The sequence below is a fragment of the Microbacterium dextranolyticum genome, assembly GCF_016907295.1.
GTDB lineage: Bacteria > Actinomycetota > Actinomycetes > Actinomycetales > Microbacteriaceae > Microbacterium > Microbacterium dextranolyticum.
This window is the reverse complement of sequence record NZ_JAFBBR010000001.1, coordinates 2,803,568-2,818,038: the sequence shown is the minus strand read 5'-3', so window position 1 is coordinate 2,818,038 and position 14,471 is coordinate 2,803,568. Positions and strand designations below refer to the sequence as shown.

Here is a 14,471-nt window from a genome sequence, read left to right as displayed (position 1 = left end):
CTGCGTTTACGTGTATTGAGGTGATTTCCGTGTCTCGCGCTGCCGTCGTTGAAGAGACGTACCTTCCCAGCAGGGAAGTCGAGCTTGCCCCTGTGCTGGACTTCCTCACCGCCCATGAGGCCGCCGGCCGGGCTCTTCCCGAGCCAAGGTACTTCCTTGCGGGCGCGCGTCCAGGCGACCAGGTCGAGCTTCCGGAAGAGGTCTACCTCGCTCTCCGCAAGATCGTGGACGCGATGCAGAGCGGGCTTGCCGTGTCAGTTGTACCCCAGGCAACACGGCTCACCACCCAGCAGGCAGCTGATCTCCTGAACGTGAGCCGCCCGACCATTGTGAAGCTCCTCGACGAGGGTGAGATCCCATTCGAGAAGGCGGGAACGCACCGACGCATTCTCCTCGCGGATCTGCTCGAGTACCGAGAGCGCCGGCGGGAGCGTCAGTACGACATGCTCGCCGCCACGCGCGACGCCGTCGACGAAGACAACATCGAGCAGACGCTCGAGGACCTCAGAGCGGCGAGGAAGGCGGTCGCCGCAAGGCGGGCAGCCCGACTCTGACCTCGCAGACTGACAGGATGGGGTCGTGTTCACGGCGACCCTCGACACCAGCGTGCTGTGGCCGAGCCTGCAACCGACTTCCTCCTTTCGCTCGCGGTCGAGGGCGCGTATCGACCGACCTGGAGCTCGGCGATCCTCGACGAACTCGAGTTCCACGAGGAAGTCAAGCTCGTGAAGCGGGGGATACCCGTAGCGGAGGCTGCCAGCCGCGCAGCAACCCTCATCGCCGCGATGCGGCGAGAGTTCGCCGACGCGGAGGTCGAAGGCTGGGAACCGCTCGAAGGTACCTTCGGGCTTCCCGATCCGAATGACGAGCACGTGGTCGCTACGGCCGTCATCGCGGGAGCCGGAGCGATCGTCACCGAGAACCTGAAGGACTTCCCTGCAGCCAAGATTCCGCCGGGCATCCAGGTGCTCAGCGCCAGGGAGTTCGCGAAGGACACTGTCGCGCTCAACCCCAGGCATGCGCTCGCCGCGGTGCGGGAGATCGCGAGTCGTTCCGGCCGCTACGGTGCAGCGCTCACCGTCGAGGAGATCCTGGACACGTTGCGCGACCGATACGGCATGATCGAAGCCGTCGAGATGATGGTCGAAGCTGCGTCCGCGTAGCCTCCAGTTCGCATGACTGAAGAGCGGGGTGCAGCCACCTGATTTCGCGCCGAACACCCGCCACGTTTCTGCCACGAATCGAACCGCGCTGACCTGATCGAGGAGAACGTCTGTGACCTCAGAACACGCGGAATCATGCGGTTTCAGCTGGGTCCAGTTGCCATCGGCGCGATTTCAAATCCCTCCGTCTCCGCCAGTTTTTCCCTGGTTGGAGCAGGTTTTCATCCTCCTGTTGCTCGATCTCTGTCGATCGCGCGATCCGGAGTGTCTCGAGGGCTCGGAGAGTGTCCGACGCCGGCTCGTTTCCGTCGACCGACGCGTGATGCGCCGGTCGAGACTCATGCGCGATTGCCGGTACTGGGGGCCCGTGGATAGATCCGCCTCGAGGTGCTTCCGGGCGATTGCTCCGCGGAGTCACTACGGTCCGACGGGAATGAGATGGCTCTCCTGTGACTCGCCCTGTTAACGTCAACCCCGATCTTTCTCGAATCCACGGGCGAGGGACGGCATGAACGGGGAGTTCGCATGGGTCGAGAGCAGTCAACCGAGCCGGCGAAAGCCACCCGGCGCCCGAAGGCGCGGGGAGAGATGCGTCGGTTCCTGACGCGGTGCGGCGCCATCCTCGCGGGTGCGGTGATCGTGATGGGGATCAGTGTGGCAGGTCCGGCGTCGCCGGCCTCAGCTGCCACCCCGGCGGGCACCCTGGATCAAAGCAGCGAATCGTGGGACGGAGCCAGCTTCCGCGAGCCGTCCGACGGCACGTACCAGGTGTTCACTGCCGGTGTCTCGGGAGTGTTCACCGGTGCCGAAATCAACCGGCAGACGTGTTGCGGCAGCAACTTCTACGGCGGGGCGATCGACGTGTCCGTCGTGACGGTGGCGAACGGCTGGCCGACCACGACGGTGCTCGGGTCGGGCCGGCTGCCCGAGACGACGACCGCGGGCTGGCACGCAACCTCCTTCACGACAACCTTCACAGTGACCGCTGGCCAGCAGTACGCGTTGAAACTGACACCTCAATCGACCGTGTCGATTGCCGCGGGGGGTGGCTACCCCGGGGGGTATGAGATCGACCACGGCATCCGGCGCGAGTACTCTCTCGCTTTTCGGACCTACGTGGACACGACCCGAGTGCCCCCGCTGCTCACTGCGGCCAGCCCCTCGTCGACCGGAACGGTCGGCACTCCCTACCCGACGTACACGTTCACCGCCTCCGGGGCCCCAGCCCCCACCTTCACGGTGGCTTCCGGATCCCTCCCCTCGGGACTGACGCTGGATTCGACGACCGGACAGCTGACCGGAACACCCGCCCACGCCGGGGCGGCCACCTTCACGGTCCGAGCCGCAAACGGCATCGACCCGCCCGCGACGAGCGCCCCCCAGACCATCACGATCGGTCGAGCTGCGCAGACGGTCACGATCACCTCGCCCGCGCCCGCCCATCCGGCAGCGGGGTCGACCTATCACGTGAGCGCGACCGGAGGCGCGTCGGGCAACCCGGTCACGTTCACCACCCCCACGTCGGCAAGGTGTTCCGTCACCGGAGCAACGGTCTCCCTCATCCGCGTCGGCGAGTGCGTGATCAACGCCGACCAGGCAGGCAACGACGACTACCTCCCCGGAACCGCCGTCCAGACCATCTCGATCGTGGCCGGCCCGGCCGCCACGCTCTCGATCACTCCGACGAACCGCACGGTCACACAGGGTGACGCGATCGCCTTCGCCATCACCGGCGCCGATGCTGCCGGCAACACTGTCGACACCACGGGAGCGATCCTCACCTCCAGCGGACCCGACACGATCGGCGGGCACAGAATCCAGTTCTCCGGCGCCGGCGACCACGTCGTCACCGCCGCGCTGGACGGGGTGAGCACCTCCACCACCGTCCGAGTCGTCGCCGGCCCCCTCGCGACCCTGGCGCTCTCGCCCGCCACCGCGACCGTGGTCGAGGGTGGTACCACCGCGTTCACCGTCACCGGCGCCGACGCGGCAGGGAACCCCGTCGACGTCGGCGACGCGACCCTGACCGCGTCGCCACGGGACGCGGTCGACGGGCACGCGATCACGTTCTCCGGCGCGGGCGTGCACACCGTCACCGCGACCGTGAACGGTGTCAGCACGACCGCGAAGATCACCGTCACCGCGGGCCCCCTCAGGGCACTCACGATCACTCCCACCGCTCAGACCGTGACTCAGGGTGACACGATCGGGTTCACGATCACCGGGACCGACGTCGCGGGGAACCCCGTCGACACCACGGCCGCCGTGTTCTCCTCCAGCGCCCGCGCCGACACGATCACCGGCACGTCGGTGACCTTCTCCGGTGCCGGTGACCACACCGTCACCGCGACGCTGGATGGCGTGTCCACCAGTGCCAGGATCCGGGTCGTCGCCGGCCCGCTCGCCACGCTGACAGTGACACCCGCCACCGCCACGGTCACCCAAGGCAACACCACCGTATTCACGATCACCGGCGCCGACGCCGCGGGCAATCCCGTGAACGTGGACGCCGCAGCCTTGTCCTCGACCGCGCGAGCGGATGCCATCGACGGGCGGGCGGTCACCTTCTCCGGTGCCGGCACCCGCACCGTGACGGCCAGCCTCGGGCACGTGACGGCCACCGCCGATATCGAGGTCACCCCCGGACCGGTCGCGACCCTCACCCTCACCCCTGCCGCCGCGACCGTGACCCAGGGCGGGAAGGTCGAGTTCACGATCGCCGCCGCGGATTCCGCCGGCAACCCGGTCGACACCAGCAGCGGCACCCTCGCCTCCATGAACACCGCCGACACCATCCAGGGCCGGACCATCACCTTCTCCGGCGCCGGAACCCGCACCATCACCGCCGTCCTCGGAGGCGTCACCGCGACCGCCACCGTCGAGGTCGTCGCCGGTCCTGCCGCGACACTCACGATCACTCCGTCGGCGACGACCATCGACCAGGGCGGCACCCTCGCCTTCATCGTCACCGGAGCAGACACCGCCGGCAACCCCGTCGACACCGGAGCGGCCGTACTCACCTCCTCGATCGGCACCGACATCATCGACGGCACCACCGTGACCTTCCCCCATACCAGCCCCCACGTCATTACCGCAACCCTGGGAACCCTCACCGCGACGGTCACTGTCGATGTGATCCCCGCGGCAGTGCCCTCCTCCGCAGCGGTGGTCCCGTCTCCGCCGGCCGCATCCGCGCCCGGGCTGGCGACCACCGGTCTCGACGGGGGAGCGCTCGGCGCCACCGGCATCGGGGCGCTCGTCCTTCTCCTCGCCGGCGCCGCCCTCCTCCTCGCCCGCAGGAGCCCTGCCCGTCAGCGGCCGCGACCGTGACCGACCGCGACCGCAGGGTCGTGCGATCAGGCGCGCCGGCCGCAGCCGAGCACGAGGAGTAAGGGCAGCGTCGACGCGAAATGTGAGGGCCTCCCGGTCGTGTGAAGCGGTGAAGCAGACAGCTCCGCTTCGCAGCCGGAGGCCCTCACCCATCCCGTACTCGACCCCGGGCCCGGAAACGACGTCCCGGGAGGGCACAGGGAAGTCCGGACTCCATGGTCGTGGAGCCGGGTACGCTGAGGAAGACGGCGACGGCACACAGGCATCCGCGGGAGGCGACATGATCGACGCGATCAGCGGCCTCGTGCGTGCGATGCTCGCCATGCTCGGGCTGCTCGCCCTCGCCGACCCTGCGGCGACGGGGTCGCTTTCGGCCGTCGCCGTCCTGGTGCTTGCGGTGGCGCTTCTCGTCGTCGCGGTGATCGCGGCGAGCGTCGCAGCCCGAGGCCTCGGAGCCCGCATCCATCCCACGCGCCGCGCGGAGCTGCGCGCCCCGCTCACGCAGAGCGATCCCGCCGCGCCCGGACACGTGCGCCGACGCGGACCCGGTCGGGCGGTCGCGGCCGCGTAGCGTCGATCCGCCTGGGTGTCATCGCCCCGGCATCCCTTCGCGGCCGATCAGCCGACCCTGATCGCTCCGACGAACGGATGCCCCGTGGACCTCACGACCCTGCCCCTTGTCTCGACCCTGCTCGATCTCACCTACACCGGCCTCATGGCCCTGACCTCCCTCCTCGCCCCCGTGACCGGTGCCGCTTCGGCGGCTATGGCAATCGTGCTCGTCACGCTCGTCGTGCGGGCGGCACTCACCCCCGCGGGCATCGCGCAGGCGAAGGCGGAGCAGGTGCGCGCCCGGCTCGCCCCGCGCCTGCGCGACCTGCAGAAACGGCACCGCGGCAACCCCGAGCGACTCCAGCGCGAGACGGTGCAGCTCTACCGGTCGGAGGGTGCGTCGCCGTTCGCGGGCGTGCTTCCGATCCTCATCCAGGCTCCCCTCGTGGGGCTGCTGTACTCCGTGTTCCTTCACCCGACGATCGCCGGGCACCCCAACGAGCTCCTCGCCGAGGCGCCGTTCGGCGTGCCGCTCGGCACGAGCCTCGCCGGGGCGGTGGCAGCGGGCGCCGCGACGGCCTCGACGTGGCTCGTGATCGGATGCCTGGTGCTCGTGATCGCCTTCGTCGGCGAACTGACTCGGCGCCTGTTCCGCGTCACCCTCCCCGAACCTGCCAGCGGTTCCTCGAGGTCGCCGGTACCCCTCGCGGGCATCCTCGGCGTGCTGCAGTTCGCGACCGCCGTCATCGCGGTCCTCGTCCCGCTCGCGGCAGGGCTCTACCTCGCCACGACGGTCGTGTGGACGCTCGGGCAGCGGCTCGTGTTGCGTCGCATCTATCCATCGACACCGTGACGGGCCCGCCATCGCCCTCGGACGAGGGCGCATTTCGACCGCCTCCGCGGCGGGCGGAGGCTGTCGCGGCGGCGGTAGGCTCCGAGATGTGAACCGGTCAGCGGGCCTGCGCGGCACGGCGGCGGTGCGCCCCGCGAGACCGGGTGACGAGGGGCTGTCGCCACGCCTCGAGGCGCAGGCGATCCGATGGGCGCTCGTCTCGGCCGTCGGGGGCGCGGCGGCGGCGTTCGCCATCGCACACGGGTCGAGGCTGCCTCTCGGCGGCGAGGCCTCGGTGGGAAGTCTTGCGGGGCTTCTCGCCGCCGTCGCCGCCGCGGCGGCGTTCTCGTTCGCGTTCGTGACCGAGCGGCGGCGCGGACACCTGGCGTGGCGACGTGCTCTGCCGTGGCCGAAGCGCGCGACCGATCTGCTGGCGCTCTGCGCGGCGATGATGATGCTTTCCGCACTCCTCGTGATCGCGGTCGCCGAGCTCTTCCAACTGGGCTTCCGCGGTCTCACGATCGACCCTTTCGGAACGGGTGCCCTCACCGGAGCAGCGTGCGGCGCGGTCGCGTACGGCGGATCCGTGTTCGGTGCCCGGCTCACCTCGAGCGGTGTGGCGATGCTCGCGACCCTCGTGCTCTTCCTCGGCACGCTCGCCAGCATGGTGAGCTCGCCCGACGCCGAGTGGTGGCAGTTCCACTTCTCCCGACTGGGCAACGAGGCGGGCTACGCCGGCTACCAGTTCAACCTTGCCCTGATCACGACGGGCGCCGTGGTCACAGCACTCGCGAACCTCGTCGCCCACGACCTCGAGACCGGGTTGCGGGCCCATGTCGCGAACGCGCCCGCGCGAGCGCGGCTGTTCGCCTGGCTGCTCGCCGGGATCGGGATCTGCCTCATGATCGCGGGCCTCGTCCCCGATGCGGTCGCCTTCCCGGTGCATGTGGGTGCGGCATCCGGGATGGTCGTCCTGTTCGCGGTGCTCGTCGGATGCCTGGCCGCGCTGGTCCCCGGGATGCGGCACGAGGTGGCGGTCTTCTCCACCGTCGCCATCGCGGGGATCCTGGTCGCCGTCGCGCTGTGGGTGCCGATCGGGTACTACAACCTCACCGGAGCCGAGTTCGTCATCGCGGGGCTGCTCTTCGCATGGCTTCTCGTGTTCGTGCGGGGGACCCGCGCCTATGCGGATGAGAGCGTCACGTCGTGACGCACCGAGGCGAGTCCGCTTGTGTGAAAGCGACCGCCCGAGGCATCCGTTGTCAACCCCCTCTCACCGGATGACGGGAGTGTGAAAGCCTGTCACGTCGCCGGAACCCCGCCGGAAGAGTTCGCCGCACGGGACACGACTCCGGTGATGAGAGGACCGGAATGGGCAAGTTCATCTACGACTCGTCGATCAGGGTCGACTTCGACGATCGACTGCTGGCTCATCTCCAGCTCGTGATCGGCGCCAAGCTGCGCCGCGGTGAAGCGTTCCACTTCACGTGGAAGGACGAGTCGAGCATCGGCGACGGCCGCACGATCGTGTGGGTGCAGCCGAGCGTCTCGATCGCGTACAAGTTCTACGGCAGCCGGCGCCCGACGATCAACCGCGCGTGGATCGAGGCGCTGCTCTACACCGCGAACTCACCCACAGGCCTGTATGCCGTGCCCGAGCCGCCGGAAGGATCGAGCATCGTCGATTCTCTGCGAGGCGAGTATGAAACGAATTGACGTCCACTACGGCGGCAACGTCTATAGCATCGGCGGGCGCTCTCTGGCCGAGGTGCGGGCCGAGATCGAGCAGTCCACCGAGGGCGGCGGATGGCTCCTCGTCAACGACGGGGAGGGCGCTCAGCGCGACGCGTATCTGTGGATCACTCGCGGCGTTCCCATCGCGGTGATCCCGATCCCCGATCCGATGCCGGAGCACGACTGACCCCACGTCGCGCCGCGATCGTCGTCAGAGTTCCCCGGTGAGGTCATCGGGAATGTCCGCCGGCCACGGGGCCTCTTCTGTGGCGCGGACGGGTCGCTGGAGTGCGCCGATGCGGTCACGCAGTTCGAGGACGAGGTCGGTGTTGTCGGGCGGCTGCACGTCGGTGTTCGTCGATTCGACGACGAGCGCCGTGTTCTCGTTGAGCAGGAACGATGCCTCGACCGTGTTGCCCTCGGGGCTGAGGCAACGCAGCGTCACCGCGTCGGTGCGCGCGTGATCGCCGAGCAGTCGGGCGTACTCGAGCAGAGCCTCCGCCGCGTCGGAGCCCATGAGGAGGGATTTGTCGGCGAAGGTCACATGTTTCATTCTCGAAAGCTACGGGTCGAACGGCTGTTCACTAGGGGGGCTTGACACGTCACGCCTGGACCCGCGGCAAGAAGAAGACGTGAACGGAGCGGCCGCGGCGTGGACGGCGTCGCCGTTCGCTCAGCCGATGACGTCGAGAGCGCGATCGCGGGCGAGAGCGGATGCCGCGGCCACCGCTCCCACCACGACGACGTCGGCGCCGAGGCGAGAGACGAAGAGCTCGGGGGCGGGAAGATCGAGATCGGTCGGCAGGGCCGCGCGCGCGGCCGCCACGACATCGGAGAACCCGGAGGCCACCGCTCCCGAGACGACCACGCGCTGCGGATCGAACATGCTCCCGAGGACGCTCACGATACGGGCGAGGGTGGTCGAGGCGCGATCGACGACGCGCTGCGCGTCCGGATCGCCCGACGAGGCGAGCCTCAGCACCGCGGGGGCGTCGATCTGCTCCGGCGCGAGGCGCGCGAGTGCCCCCGTCGGCACAGCCTCGCCGTGGCGGACGAGGTCGGCCGCCCAGGTCGCGATGCGCACGCCGAGGCCTTCAGCGTTGCCGACTCCCTGCACGTGGTCGAAGGCGACCATCTCGCCCACGCCTCCGTGCGAGCCGCGCAGGACGGCACCGTCGGTGACGACGCCGGCGCCCATCCGGCTGCCGGCGAGCAGCGCGATGTAGTCCTGGCATCCGATCGCCGCGCCGACGCTGCCCTCGGCGATCGCCGCGAGCGACGCGTCGTTGTGCACTCCCACGAGGGGTATGCCGTCGAAGGCATGGATGAGGTCGGGATTCATGCGTTGCCAGAATCCGTGCGGATGCCGCGGCGAGAGCCCCGCGCTGTCGACGGGCGCAGGAACTCCGATACAGAGTGCGAGGACGTCCTCCAGTGTCCGACCGGTCTCCGAGACCGCGGCGTTCACGGCGGCGACGACCGCGCGCCGGCGTGCGGTCGGCTCGTCGTCGGCGCGCTCGAACGATCGGTGATGGGTCGTGAGTTCCTGGGAGCGCAGGTCGGTCACCCGCACGATGAGGTGCTCGTTGCCGGCGTCCACGCCGACGAGCGTCGCGGCGTCGGTGCGCAGCGCGAACCGCCGTGCCGGGCGCCCCTTGCGGTAGTCGCCGACGGCGCGGGCGTTGGGGAGCTCGCTCAGAAGTCCCCGGGCGATGAGGTCTTGGGTGGACTCGATGGCGGTGGACCGCGTCAGCCCGGTCGCCTCCATGATGTCGGTGGCGGTGAACGCCTCGGCATCCCAGGCGTGCGCGAGCACGGCGCTCACGCTCGTGGGGCGCGACGGCTGCGGCGCGGGTGTCAGGGAAACGATGGTTGACTCTTTCGTTCGTGCAATGCCATACTGCCCGAAGGAAGTTGATTCGGCCAGTAAATCTAATCATCGGTGAATCACAGGCGGAAGGACGACGGTGTCTGCACGAACACGACGGACGCGACGGTGGGTCGCGGCGATCGCAGCGATCGGACTGGGCGCGGCGCTGCTGACCGGATGCTCCGGCGACGGCCGCGAGGTCATCCGGTTCACGTTCAGCAAGCGCGAAGCGCTCGATTTCATGAACAAGGTGGTGTCCGACTACAACGCCTCGCAGGACCGGGTCACGGTGCAGATGGACACCTCCGGGGTCGACGTGGTCTCGGCGAGCTTCGTGCGCGGCAACCCGCCTGACATCATGCTCGCGAACTACAACTTCGAGGTCGCGCGGTTCGTCGAGAGGTGCGCCCTGAGCGACCTGACCGGCACGACGGCGGCGTCGAGCACGCGCGAAGACCTGCAGCCGCTCATGGACCAGTACGGCAGCTGCGCCGGCCGGATCAGCGCCCTGCCCTACTCGGTGATGGCTTCGTCGGTGATCTACAACAAGGAGATCTTCGCGCAGCACGGGCTGCAGGTGCCGACGACCTGGAGCGAACTGCTCGCGGTGTGCGACACGCTGAAGAACGCCGGCGTCACTCCCTTCTACGCCACCTTCAAAGACGACTGGACCATCGGCCAGGGCTGGTACGACTACGCTGCCGGCGGCTCGCTCGACGTCGTCGACTTCTTCTCCCGGTTGAAGGCCGAGGGCGCCGACGCCGGCCCCGACGCAGCCGTGTCGTTCTCGAAGGACTTCGCGGAGCCGATGAGCAAGATGCTCCAGCTCACCGGAACGTACGTGAACAGCGACGCCGACAGCCGCGGATACGGCGACGGCAACCTCGCGTTCGCGCAGGGCAAGGCCGCGATGTATCTGCAGGGTCCCTGGGCGTTCAGCGAGATCGCCAAGACCTCGCCCGACCTGCAGCTGGGCACTTTCCCGCTGCCGATGACGGATGACCCGAAGGACCTCGCCGTGCGGGTCAACATGGACCTCGCCGCGATGATCCCCGAGGGATCGCACCACCAGCAGGCAGCGCGCGACTTCCTCGAGTACCTGTACCAGCCGCAGATCATCCAGGCGTACAACGCATCGCAGCTCGGCTTCACGCCCACCAAGGATGCCGCGGCGCCCGACGATCCCCGCATCGCGGGGATGATCCCCTACTACGACCAGGCCAAGGTCTACCAGGGGCCGTCGGTGCTCGTTCCCAAGACGATCCCCGTCTTCAACTACGCGCAGGCGATGGTGCTGGGGGCGGACCCCGGCGGCATCCTGCGCACGATGGACCAGGACTGGGCGCGGATCGCGTTCCGCCAATCCGCCAGCAGCCAGCCCGACGCTGCCGAGACGAAGGAGTCCGGACGATGACCACCTCGACGATCGTCACGAACGGGCGGCCCGCGCGTCACCGCCGCCGTGTGGAGCCGATCTACTATCTGTTCCTGCTCCCCAGCCTCGTGCTGTTCACGCTCGCTATCACGGTTCCCGGGGTCATCGGCATCTTCTTCAGCTTCACCGACTCCATCGGCATCGGCGACTGGAACTTCATCGGGCTGACCAACTACATCGCCCTCTTCAGCGACCCGGCGGTGCTGCAGAGCTACCTGTTCACGTTCGGATTCGCCATCGCCACCGTGATCGTCGTCAACATCGCGGCGTTCCTCTTGGCCGTGGGGCTCACGGCGCGGATCCGGTTCAAGACGGGGCTGCGCGCGATCTTCGTGATCCCGATGGTGATCTCGGGCATCATCATCGCGTACGTCTTCAACTTCCTCTTCTCGAACTCGCTGCCCGCCGCCGGCGCGGCGATCGGCATCCCGGGGCTCGAGACGAGCCTCCTGGCCAATCCCGACCTGGCCTGGGTGGCGATCGTCATCGTGACTGCCTGGCAGGCGATCCCCGGAACGCTGCTCATCTACATCGCGGGCCTGCTCTCGGTGCCCGGCGACGTCTACGAGGCCGCCGACCTCGACGGGGCGTCCAAGACCCAGCAGCTGCTGCGCATCACCGTGCCCCTCGTCGCCGGCTACGTCGTCATCAACGTGATCCTCGGGTTCAAGAACTTCCTCAACGCCTACGACATCATCGTGGGTCTGACCAACGGAGGGCCGGGGACGGCCACCCGCAGCATCGCGATGACGATCATCGCGGGCTTCAACGGCGGCGACTACGCCTACCAGATGGCCAACGCGACCATCTTCTTCATCGTCGCCGTGCTCATCTCGCTCCTGCAGCTGTCGCTGACGCGCGGAAGGAACCAGTTCTGATGACCAGCCAGCCCGCCCTCGCCTTCGAGGCGTCCGAGATCGCCGTCGATCCCGCATCCCGCAAGAACCGCGGCAAGCGCCGACCGACCGAGCGTATGAACTGGTCGACGACGATCATCCTGATGCTGTGCTCGGTCACGGTCTTGCTGCCGCTGTACGTCACGATCTCGATGGCGTTCAAGACGACCGGCCAGGCCGTCGACGGCAATGCGTTCTCACTGCCGGCGCCGTTCAGCCTGGACGGGTTCGTCCAGGCGTGGAACCTCACGAAGTTCCCCGTCGGCGTGACGATCTCGTTCTTGGTGACGGCCGGGACGGTCGTGCTCACGATCATCCTCGCGGCCTTCGCGTCGTACGCGATCGTCCGTAATTGGGACCGGCGCCTGTTCCGGTACTCGTTCTTCTACCTGCTCGCGGCGATGTTCATCCCGTTCCCCGTGGTCGCTCTGCCGCAGATCCAGCTCACCGGGCGTGTCGGCCTCGACAACCCGTTCGGTGTCGTGATCCTCGCGACGATGTTCCAGTTGAGCTTCAGCGTGCTGCTGTTCACCGCGTTCCTGCGATCGATCCCGCTCGAGCTCGAAGAGAGCGCCCGCATCGACGGCGCGACCACGTGGCAGACGTTCTGGCGCCTGATCTTCCCACTCCTCGCCCCGATGAGCGCGACGGTCGGCATCTTCGCCTTCCTCTACGCCTGGAACGACTTCATGATGCCCTCGCTCATCATCTCCGACCCGGCTCTGCAGACCCTTCCGGTGCGACAGAACCTGTTCCAGACCCAGTTCAGCAACAACTACAACGTGTCCTTCGCGTCGTACCTCATGGCCATGGCGCCCGCGATCGTGGTCTACCTGTTCACGCAGCGCTGGGTGATGGAAGGCGTCACACAGGGCGCCGTCAAGGGCTGACCTCCGTTCCGATCTCGCCGCCCCCCCCGAAACCCCGAACCTGGAGGAGAACCTTCCGATGACCCCGCAGCCGCTGACCGAGCTCCGCGCGACCGACACCTCGCCCACCTGGTGGCGACAGGCCGTCGTCTACCAGATCTATCCGCGCAGCTTCGCCGACGGGAACGGCGACGGGATCGGCGACATCCCCGGCATCCTGTCGCGCGTCGACTACCTGGCCGAGCTCGGCATCGACGCCGTCTGGCTGAGCCCGTTCTATCCGTCCGCGCTCGCCGACGGAGGCTACGACGTCGCCGACTATCGCGACGTCGACCCCCGGCTCGGAACGCTCGCCGACTTCGACGCGATGACCGCGGCGCTCCACGCCCGCGGCATCCGCGTCGTCGTCGACATCGTGCCGAACCACACCTCCGACCTGCACGTCTGGTTCCAAGAGGCGCTCGTCGCCGGGCGCGGGTCGGCCGCCCGCGAGCGCTACATCTTCCGCGAGGGCGCCGGCCCCGACGGAGCCGAGCCGCCCACCGACTGGACCGCGGCGTTCGGCGGATCGGCGTGGGAGCGCGTCGCGGACGGGCAGTGGTACCTGCACAGCTTCGCGATCGAGCAGCCCGACCTCAACTGGAGCAACCCCGAGGTGCGCGAGGACTTCCTGCGGACGCTCCGTTTCTGGTCCGACCGGGGGGTCGACGGATTCCGCATCGACGTCGCACACATGCTCACGAAGGACCTCAGCGAACCGCTGCCGTCGACGGCGGAGCTGGCCGCGCTGCCGGTCGACGGCAATCACCCGCTGCTCGACCGCGACGACGTGCACGAGATCTACGCCGAGTGGCGCCGGGTCTTCGATTCGTACGATCCGCCGCGCACCGCCGTCGCCGAGGCCTGGGTCGCCTCAGACCGTGTGCCGAAGTACGCGAGCCCGGAGAGCCTCGGGCAGTCGTTCAACTTCGATCTGCTGCGCGCCGGCTTCGACGCGCAGGAGTTCCGCGACATCGTCACCCAGAACATCGCGCTCGCCGCCCGCTCGGGCTCGTCGAGCACGTGGGTGCTCTCCAACCACGACGTGTTCCGCCACGCCACGCGCTATGCCCTGCCGATGCCGGAGGTCGAGGGCCCGGTGCCGAACCGCCACGGCGGCGGCTGGGCCGAATCCGGGGCCGACGAGTCCGTGATCGATCGCCCCGGCGGCATCCGCCGAGCGCGCGCGGCGACACTGTTCCTGCTCGGCCTCCCCGGGTCTGCCTACCTCTATCAGGGCGAGGAGCTCGGCCTCCATGAGGTCGCCGAGATCCCGGCGGACCAGCGGCAGGACCCGACGTTCTTCCGCACGAACCAGGAGCAGTATGGGCGTGACGGATGCCGCGTGCCGCTGCCCTGGACCGCATCCGGCCCCTCGTACGGGTTCGGCGACGGATCGGCGCACCTGCCGCAGCCGGCCTGGTTCGCCGACTCCGCCGTCGAGGTCGAAGAGGGCGATTCCGACTCGACGCTCTGGCTGTACCGCCGCGCCCTCGCACTGCGCTCCGAACTGCAGAGCGAGGAGCGCCTGGAGTGGATCGAGACCGGCCGCCCCGACGTCCTCCACTTCGTCCGTCCGGGTGGGTGGCACGTCGTCACGAATTTCGGAACCGAGCCCTACGCGCTGCCGGGCGGCGACGTGCTGCTCGCGAGCGGAACCGCGGATGCCGCCGGAATCGTGCCGGGCGAGACGACCGTCTGGCTGCGCGCCGAGTGACGAAAAGAAGGGCGGGGTGTCACCGGAACGGGTG

General features: G+C 68.6%; 14 protein-coding genes. 12 read left to right on the top strand and 2 right to left on the bottom strand.

What is annotated here, in order from left to right; all coding sequences use genetic code 11:
* Nucleotides 1-29: 29 nt before the first annotated feature.
* The 8 genes from JOE64_RS14845 (at nucleotide 30) to JOE64_RS12785 (ending at nucleotide 7,798) form a co-directional block, all read left to right on the top strand.
* Nucleotides 30-554: a helix-turn-helix domain-containing protein gene (locus JOE64_RS14845; RefSeq protein WP_204964613.1), complete on the top strand. Its 525-nt coding sequence runs from the start codon at nucleotides 30-32 to the stop codon at nucleotides 552-554.
* A 57-nt stretch (nucleotides 555-611) separates the two neighbouring features.
* Nucleotides 612-1,163 (top strand): PIN domain-containing protein, encoded by a 552-nt coding sequence (locus JOE64_RS12815; protein ID WP_271202592.1) that lies wholly within the window; start codon nucleotides 612-614, stop codon nucleotides 1,161-1,163.
* 588 nt (nucleotides 1,164-1,751) lie between these two features.
* Nucleotides 1,752-4,493 carry a beta strand repeat-containing protein gene (locus tag JOE64_RS12810; protein WP_204964612.1) on the top strand — a complete coding sequence of 914 codons (2,742 nt, stop codon included), beginning with the start codon at nucleotides 1,752-1,754 and terminating at the stop codon, nucleotides 4,491-4,493.
* Between the two features lie 280 nt (nucleotides 4,494-4,773).
* Nucleotides 4,774-5,064, top strand: a complete 291-nt coding sequence (locus tag JOE64_RS12805; protein WP_239531770.1) for a hypothetical protein — start codon at nucleotides 4,774-4,776, stop codon at nucleotides 5,062-5,064.
* Between the two features lie 84 nt (nucleotides 5,065-5,148).
* Complete coding sequence (locus JOE64_RS12800; protein ID WP_204964611.1) at nucleotides 5,149-5,898, top strand: YidC/Oxa1 family membrane protein insertase; 750 nt, start codon at nucleotides 5,149-5,151, stop codon at nucleotides 5,896-5,898.
* A gap of 88 nt (nucleotides 5,899-5,986) precedes the next feature.
* Nucleotides 5,987-7,087 (top strand): DUF998 domain-containing protein, encoded by a 1,101-nt coding sequence (locus JOE64_RS12795; RefSeq protein ID WP_271202593.1) that lies wholly within the window; start codon nucleotides 5,987-5,989, stop codon nucleotides 7,085-7,087.
* Between the two features lie 161 nt (nucleotides 7,088-7,248).
* Nucleotides 7,249-7,593, top strand: coding sequence for a DUF7882 family protein (locus JOE64_RS12790; protein WP_204964610.1), 345 nt, complete (start codon nucleotides 7,249-7,251; stop codon nucleotides 7,591-7,593).
* On the top strand, nucleotides 7,580-7,798 hold the full coding sequence (locus tag JOE64_RS12785; RefSeq protein ID WP_204964609.1) for a hypothetical protein: 219 nt from the start codon (nucleotides 7,580-7,582) through the stop codon (nucleotides 7,796-7,798). Before JOE64_RS12790 ends, JOE64_RS12785 begins: the two co-directional genes overlap by 14 nt.
* Nucleotides 7,799-7,822: 24 nt before the next feature.
* Here the strand turns inward: JOE64_RS12785 and JOE64_RS12780 are convergent, their stop codons facing one another.
* Both JOE64_RS12780 and JOE64_RS12775 read right to left on the bottom strand, forming a co-directional pair.
* A complete protein-coding gene (locus JOE64_RS12780; protein WP_204964608.1) occupies nucleotides 7,823-8,164 on the bottom strand; it encodes a hypothetical protein in 342 nt (113 codons plus the stop codon).
* 120 nt (nucleotides 8,165-8,284) lie between these two features.
* Nucleotides 8,285-9,427, bottom strand: a complete 1,143-nt coding sequence (locus JOE64_RS12775; protein WP_307821667.1) for an ROK family protein — start codon at nucleotides 9,425-9,427, stop codon at nucleotides 8,285-8,287.
* Between the two features lie 151 nt (nucleotides 9,428-9,578).
* Between JOE64_RS12775 and JOE64_RS12770 the strand changes: the two genes are divergently transcribed.
* From JOE64_RS12770 to JOE64_RS12755, 4 genes are read left to right on the top strand one after another with little or no spacing between them, the layout of a single operon-like run.
* Nucleotides 9,579-10,895 (top strand): ABC transporter substrate-binding protein, encoded by a 1,317-nt coding sequence (locus JOE64_RS12770; RefSeq protein WP_204964607.1) that lies wholly within the window; start codon nucleotides 9,579-9,581, stop codon nucleotides 10,893-10,895.
* Complete coding sequence (locus tag JOE64_RS12765) at nucleotides 10,892-11,794, top strand: carbohydrate ABC transporter permease (RefSeq protein WP_204964606.1); 903 nt, start codon at nucleotides 10,892-10,894, stop codon at nucleotides 11,792-11,794. The genes JOE64_RS12770 and JOE64_RS12765 overlap by 4 nt, the downstream gene beginning before the upstream one ends.
* Entirely contained in the window at nucleotides 11,794-12,702 is a 909-nt protein-coding gene (locus JOE64_RS12760; protein ID WP_204964605.1) for a carbohydrate ABC transporter permease, read from the top strand. Before JOE64_RS12765 ends, JOE64_RS12760 begins: the two co-directional genes overlap by 1 nt.
* 58 nt (nucleotides 12,703-12,760) lie before the next feature.
* Nucleotides 12,761-14,437 (top strand): glycoside hydrolase family 13 protein, encoded by a 1,677-nt coding sequence (locus JOE64_RS12755; protein WP_204964604.1) that lies wholly within the window; start codon nucleotides 12,761-12,763, stop codon nucleotides 14,435-14,437.
* The last annotated feature ends 34 nt before the right edge of the window (nucleotides 14,438-14,471 follow it).

What these genes read in the sequence shown, in the direction of transcription:
- JOE64_RS12760 (WP_204964605.1), top strand. Translation starts at nt 11,794, where the DNA reads ATGACCAGCCAGCCCGCCCTCGCCTTCGAGGCGTCCGAGATCGCCGTC.
- JOE64_RS12765 (WP_204964606.1), top strand. Translation starts at nt 10,892, where the DNA reads ATGACCACCTCGACGATCGTCACGAACGGGCGGCCCGCGCGTCACCGC.
- JOE64_RS12805 (WP_239531770.1), top strand. Translation starts at nt 4,774, where the DNA reads ATGATCGACGCGATCAGCGGCCTCGTGCGTGCGATGCTCGCCATGCTC.
- JOE64_RS12755 (WP_204964604.1), top strand. Translation starts at nt 12,761, where the DNA reads ATGACCCCGCAGCCGCTGACCGAGCTCCGCGCGACCGACACCTCGCCC.
- JOE64_RS12810 (WP_204964612.1), top strand. Translation starts at nt 1,752, where the DNA reads ATGCGTCGGTTCCTGACGCGGTGCGGCGCCATCCTCGCGGGTGCGGTG.
- JOE64_RS12785 (WP_204964609.1), top strand. Translation starts at nt 7,580, where the DNA reads ATGAAACGAATTGACGTCCACTACGGCGGCAACGTCTATAGCATCGGC.
- JOE64_RS12780 (WP_204964608.1), bottom strand. Translation starts at nt 8,164, where the DNA reads ATGAAACATGTGACCTTCGCCGACAAATCCCTCCTCATGGGCTCCGAC.
- JOE64_RS12790 (WP_204964610.1), top strand. Translation starts at nt 7,249, where the DNA reads ATGGGCAAGTTCATCTACGACTCGTCGATCAGGGTCGACTTCGACGAT.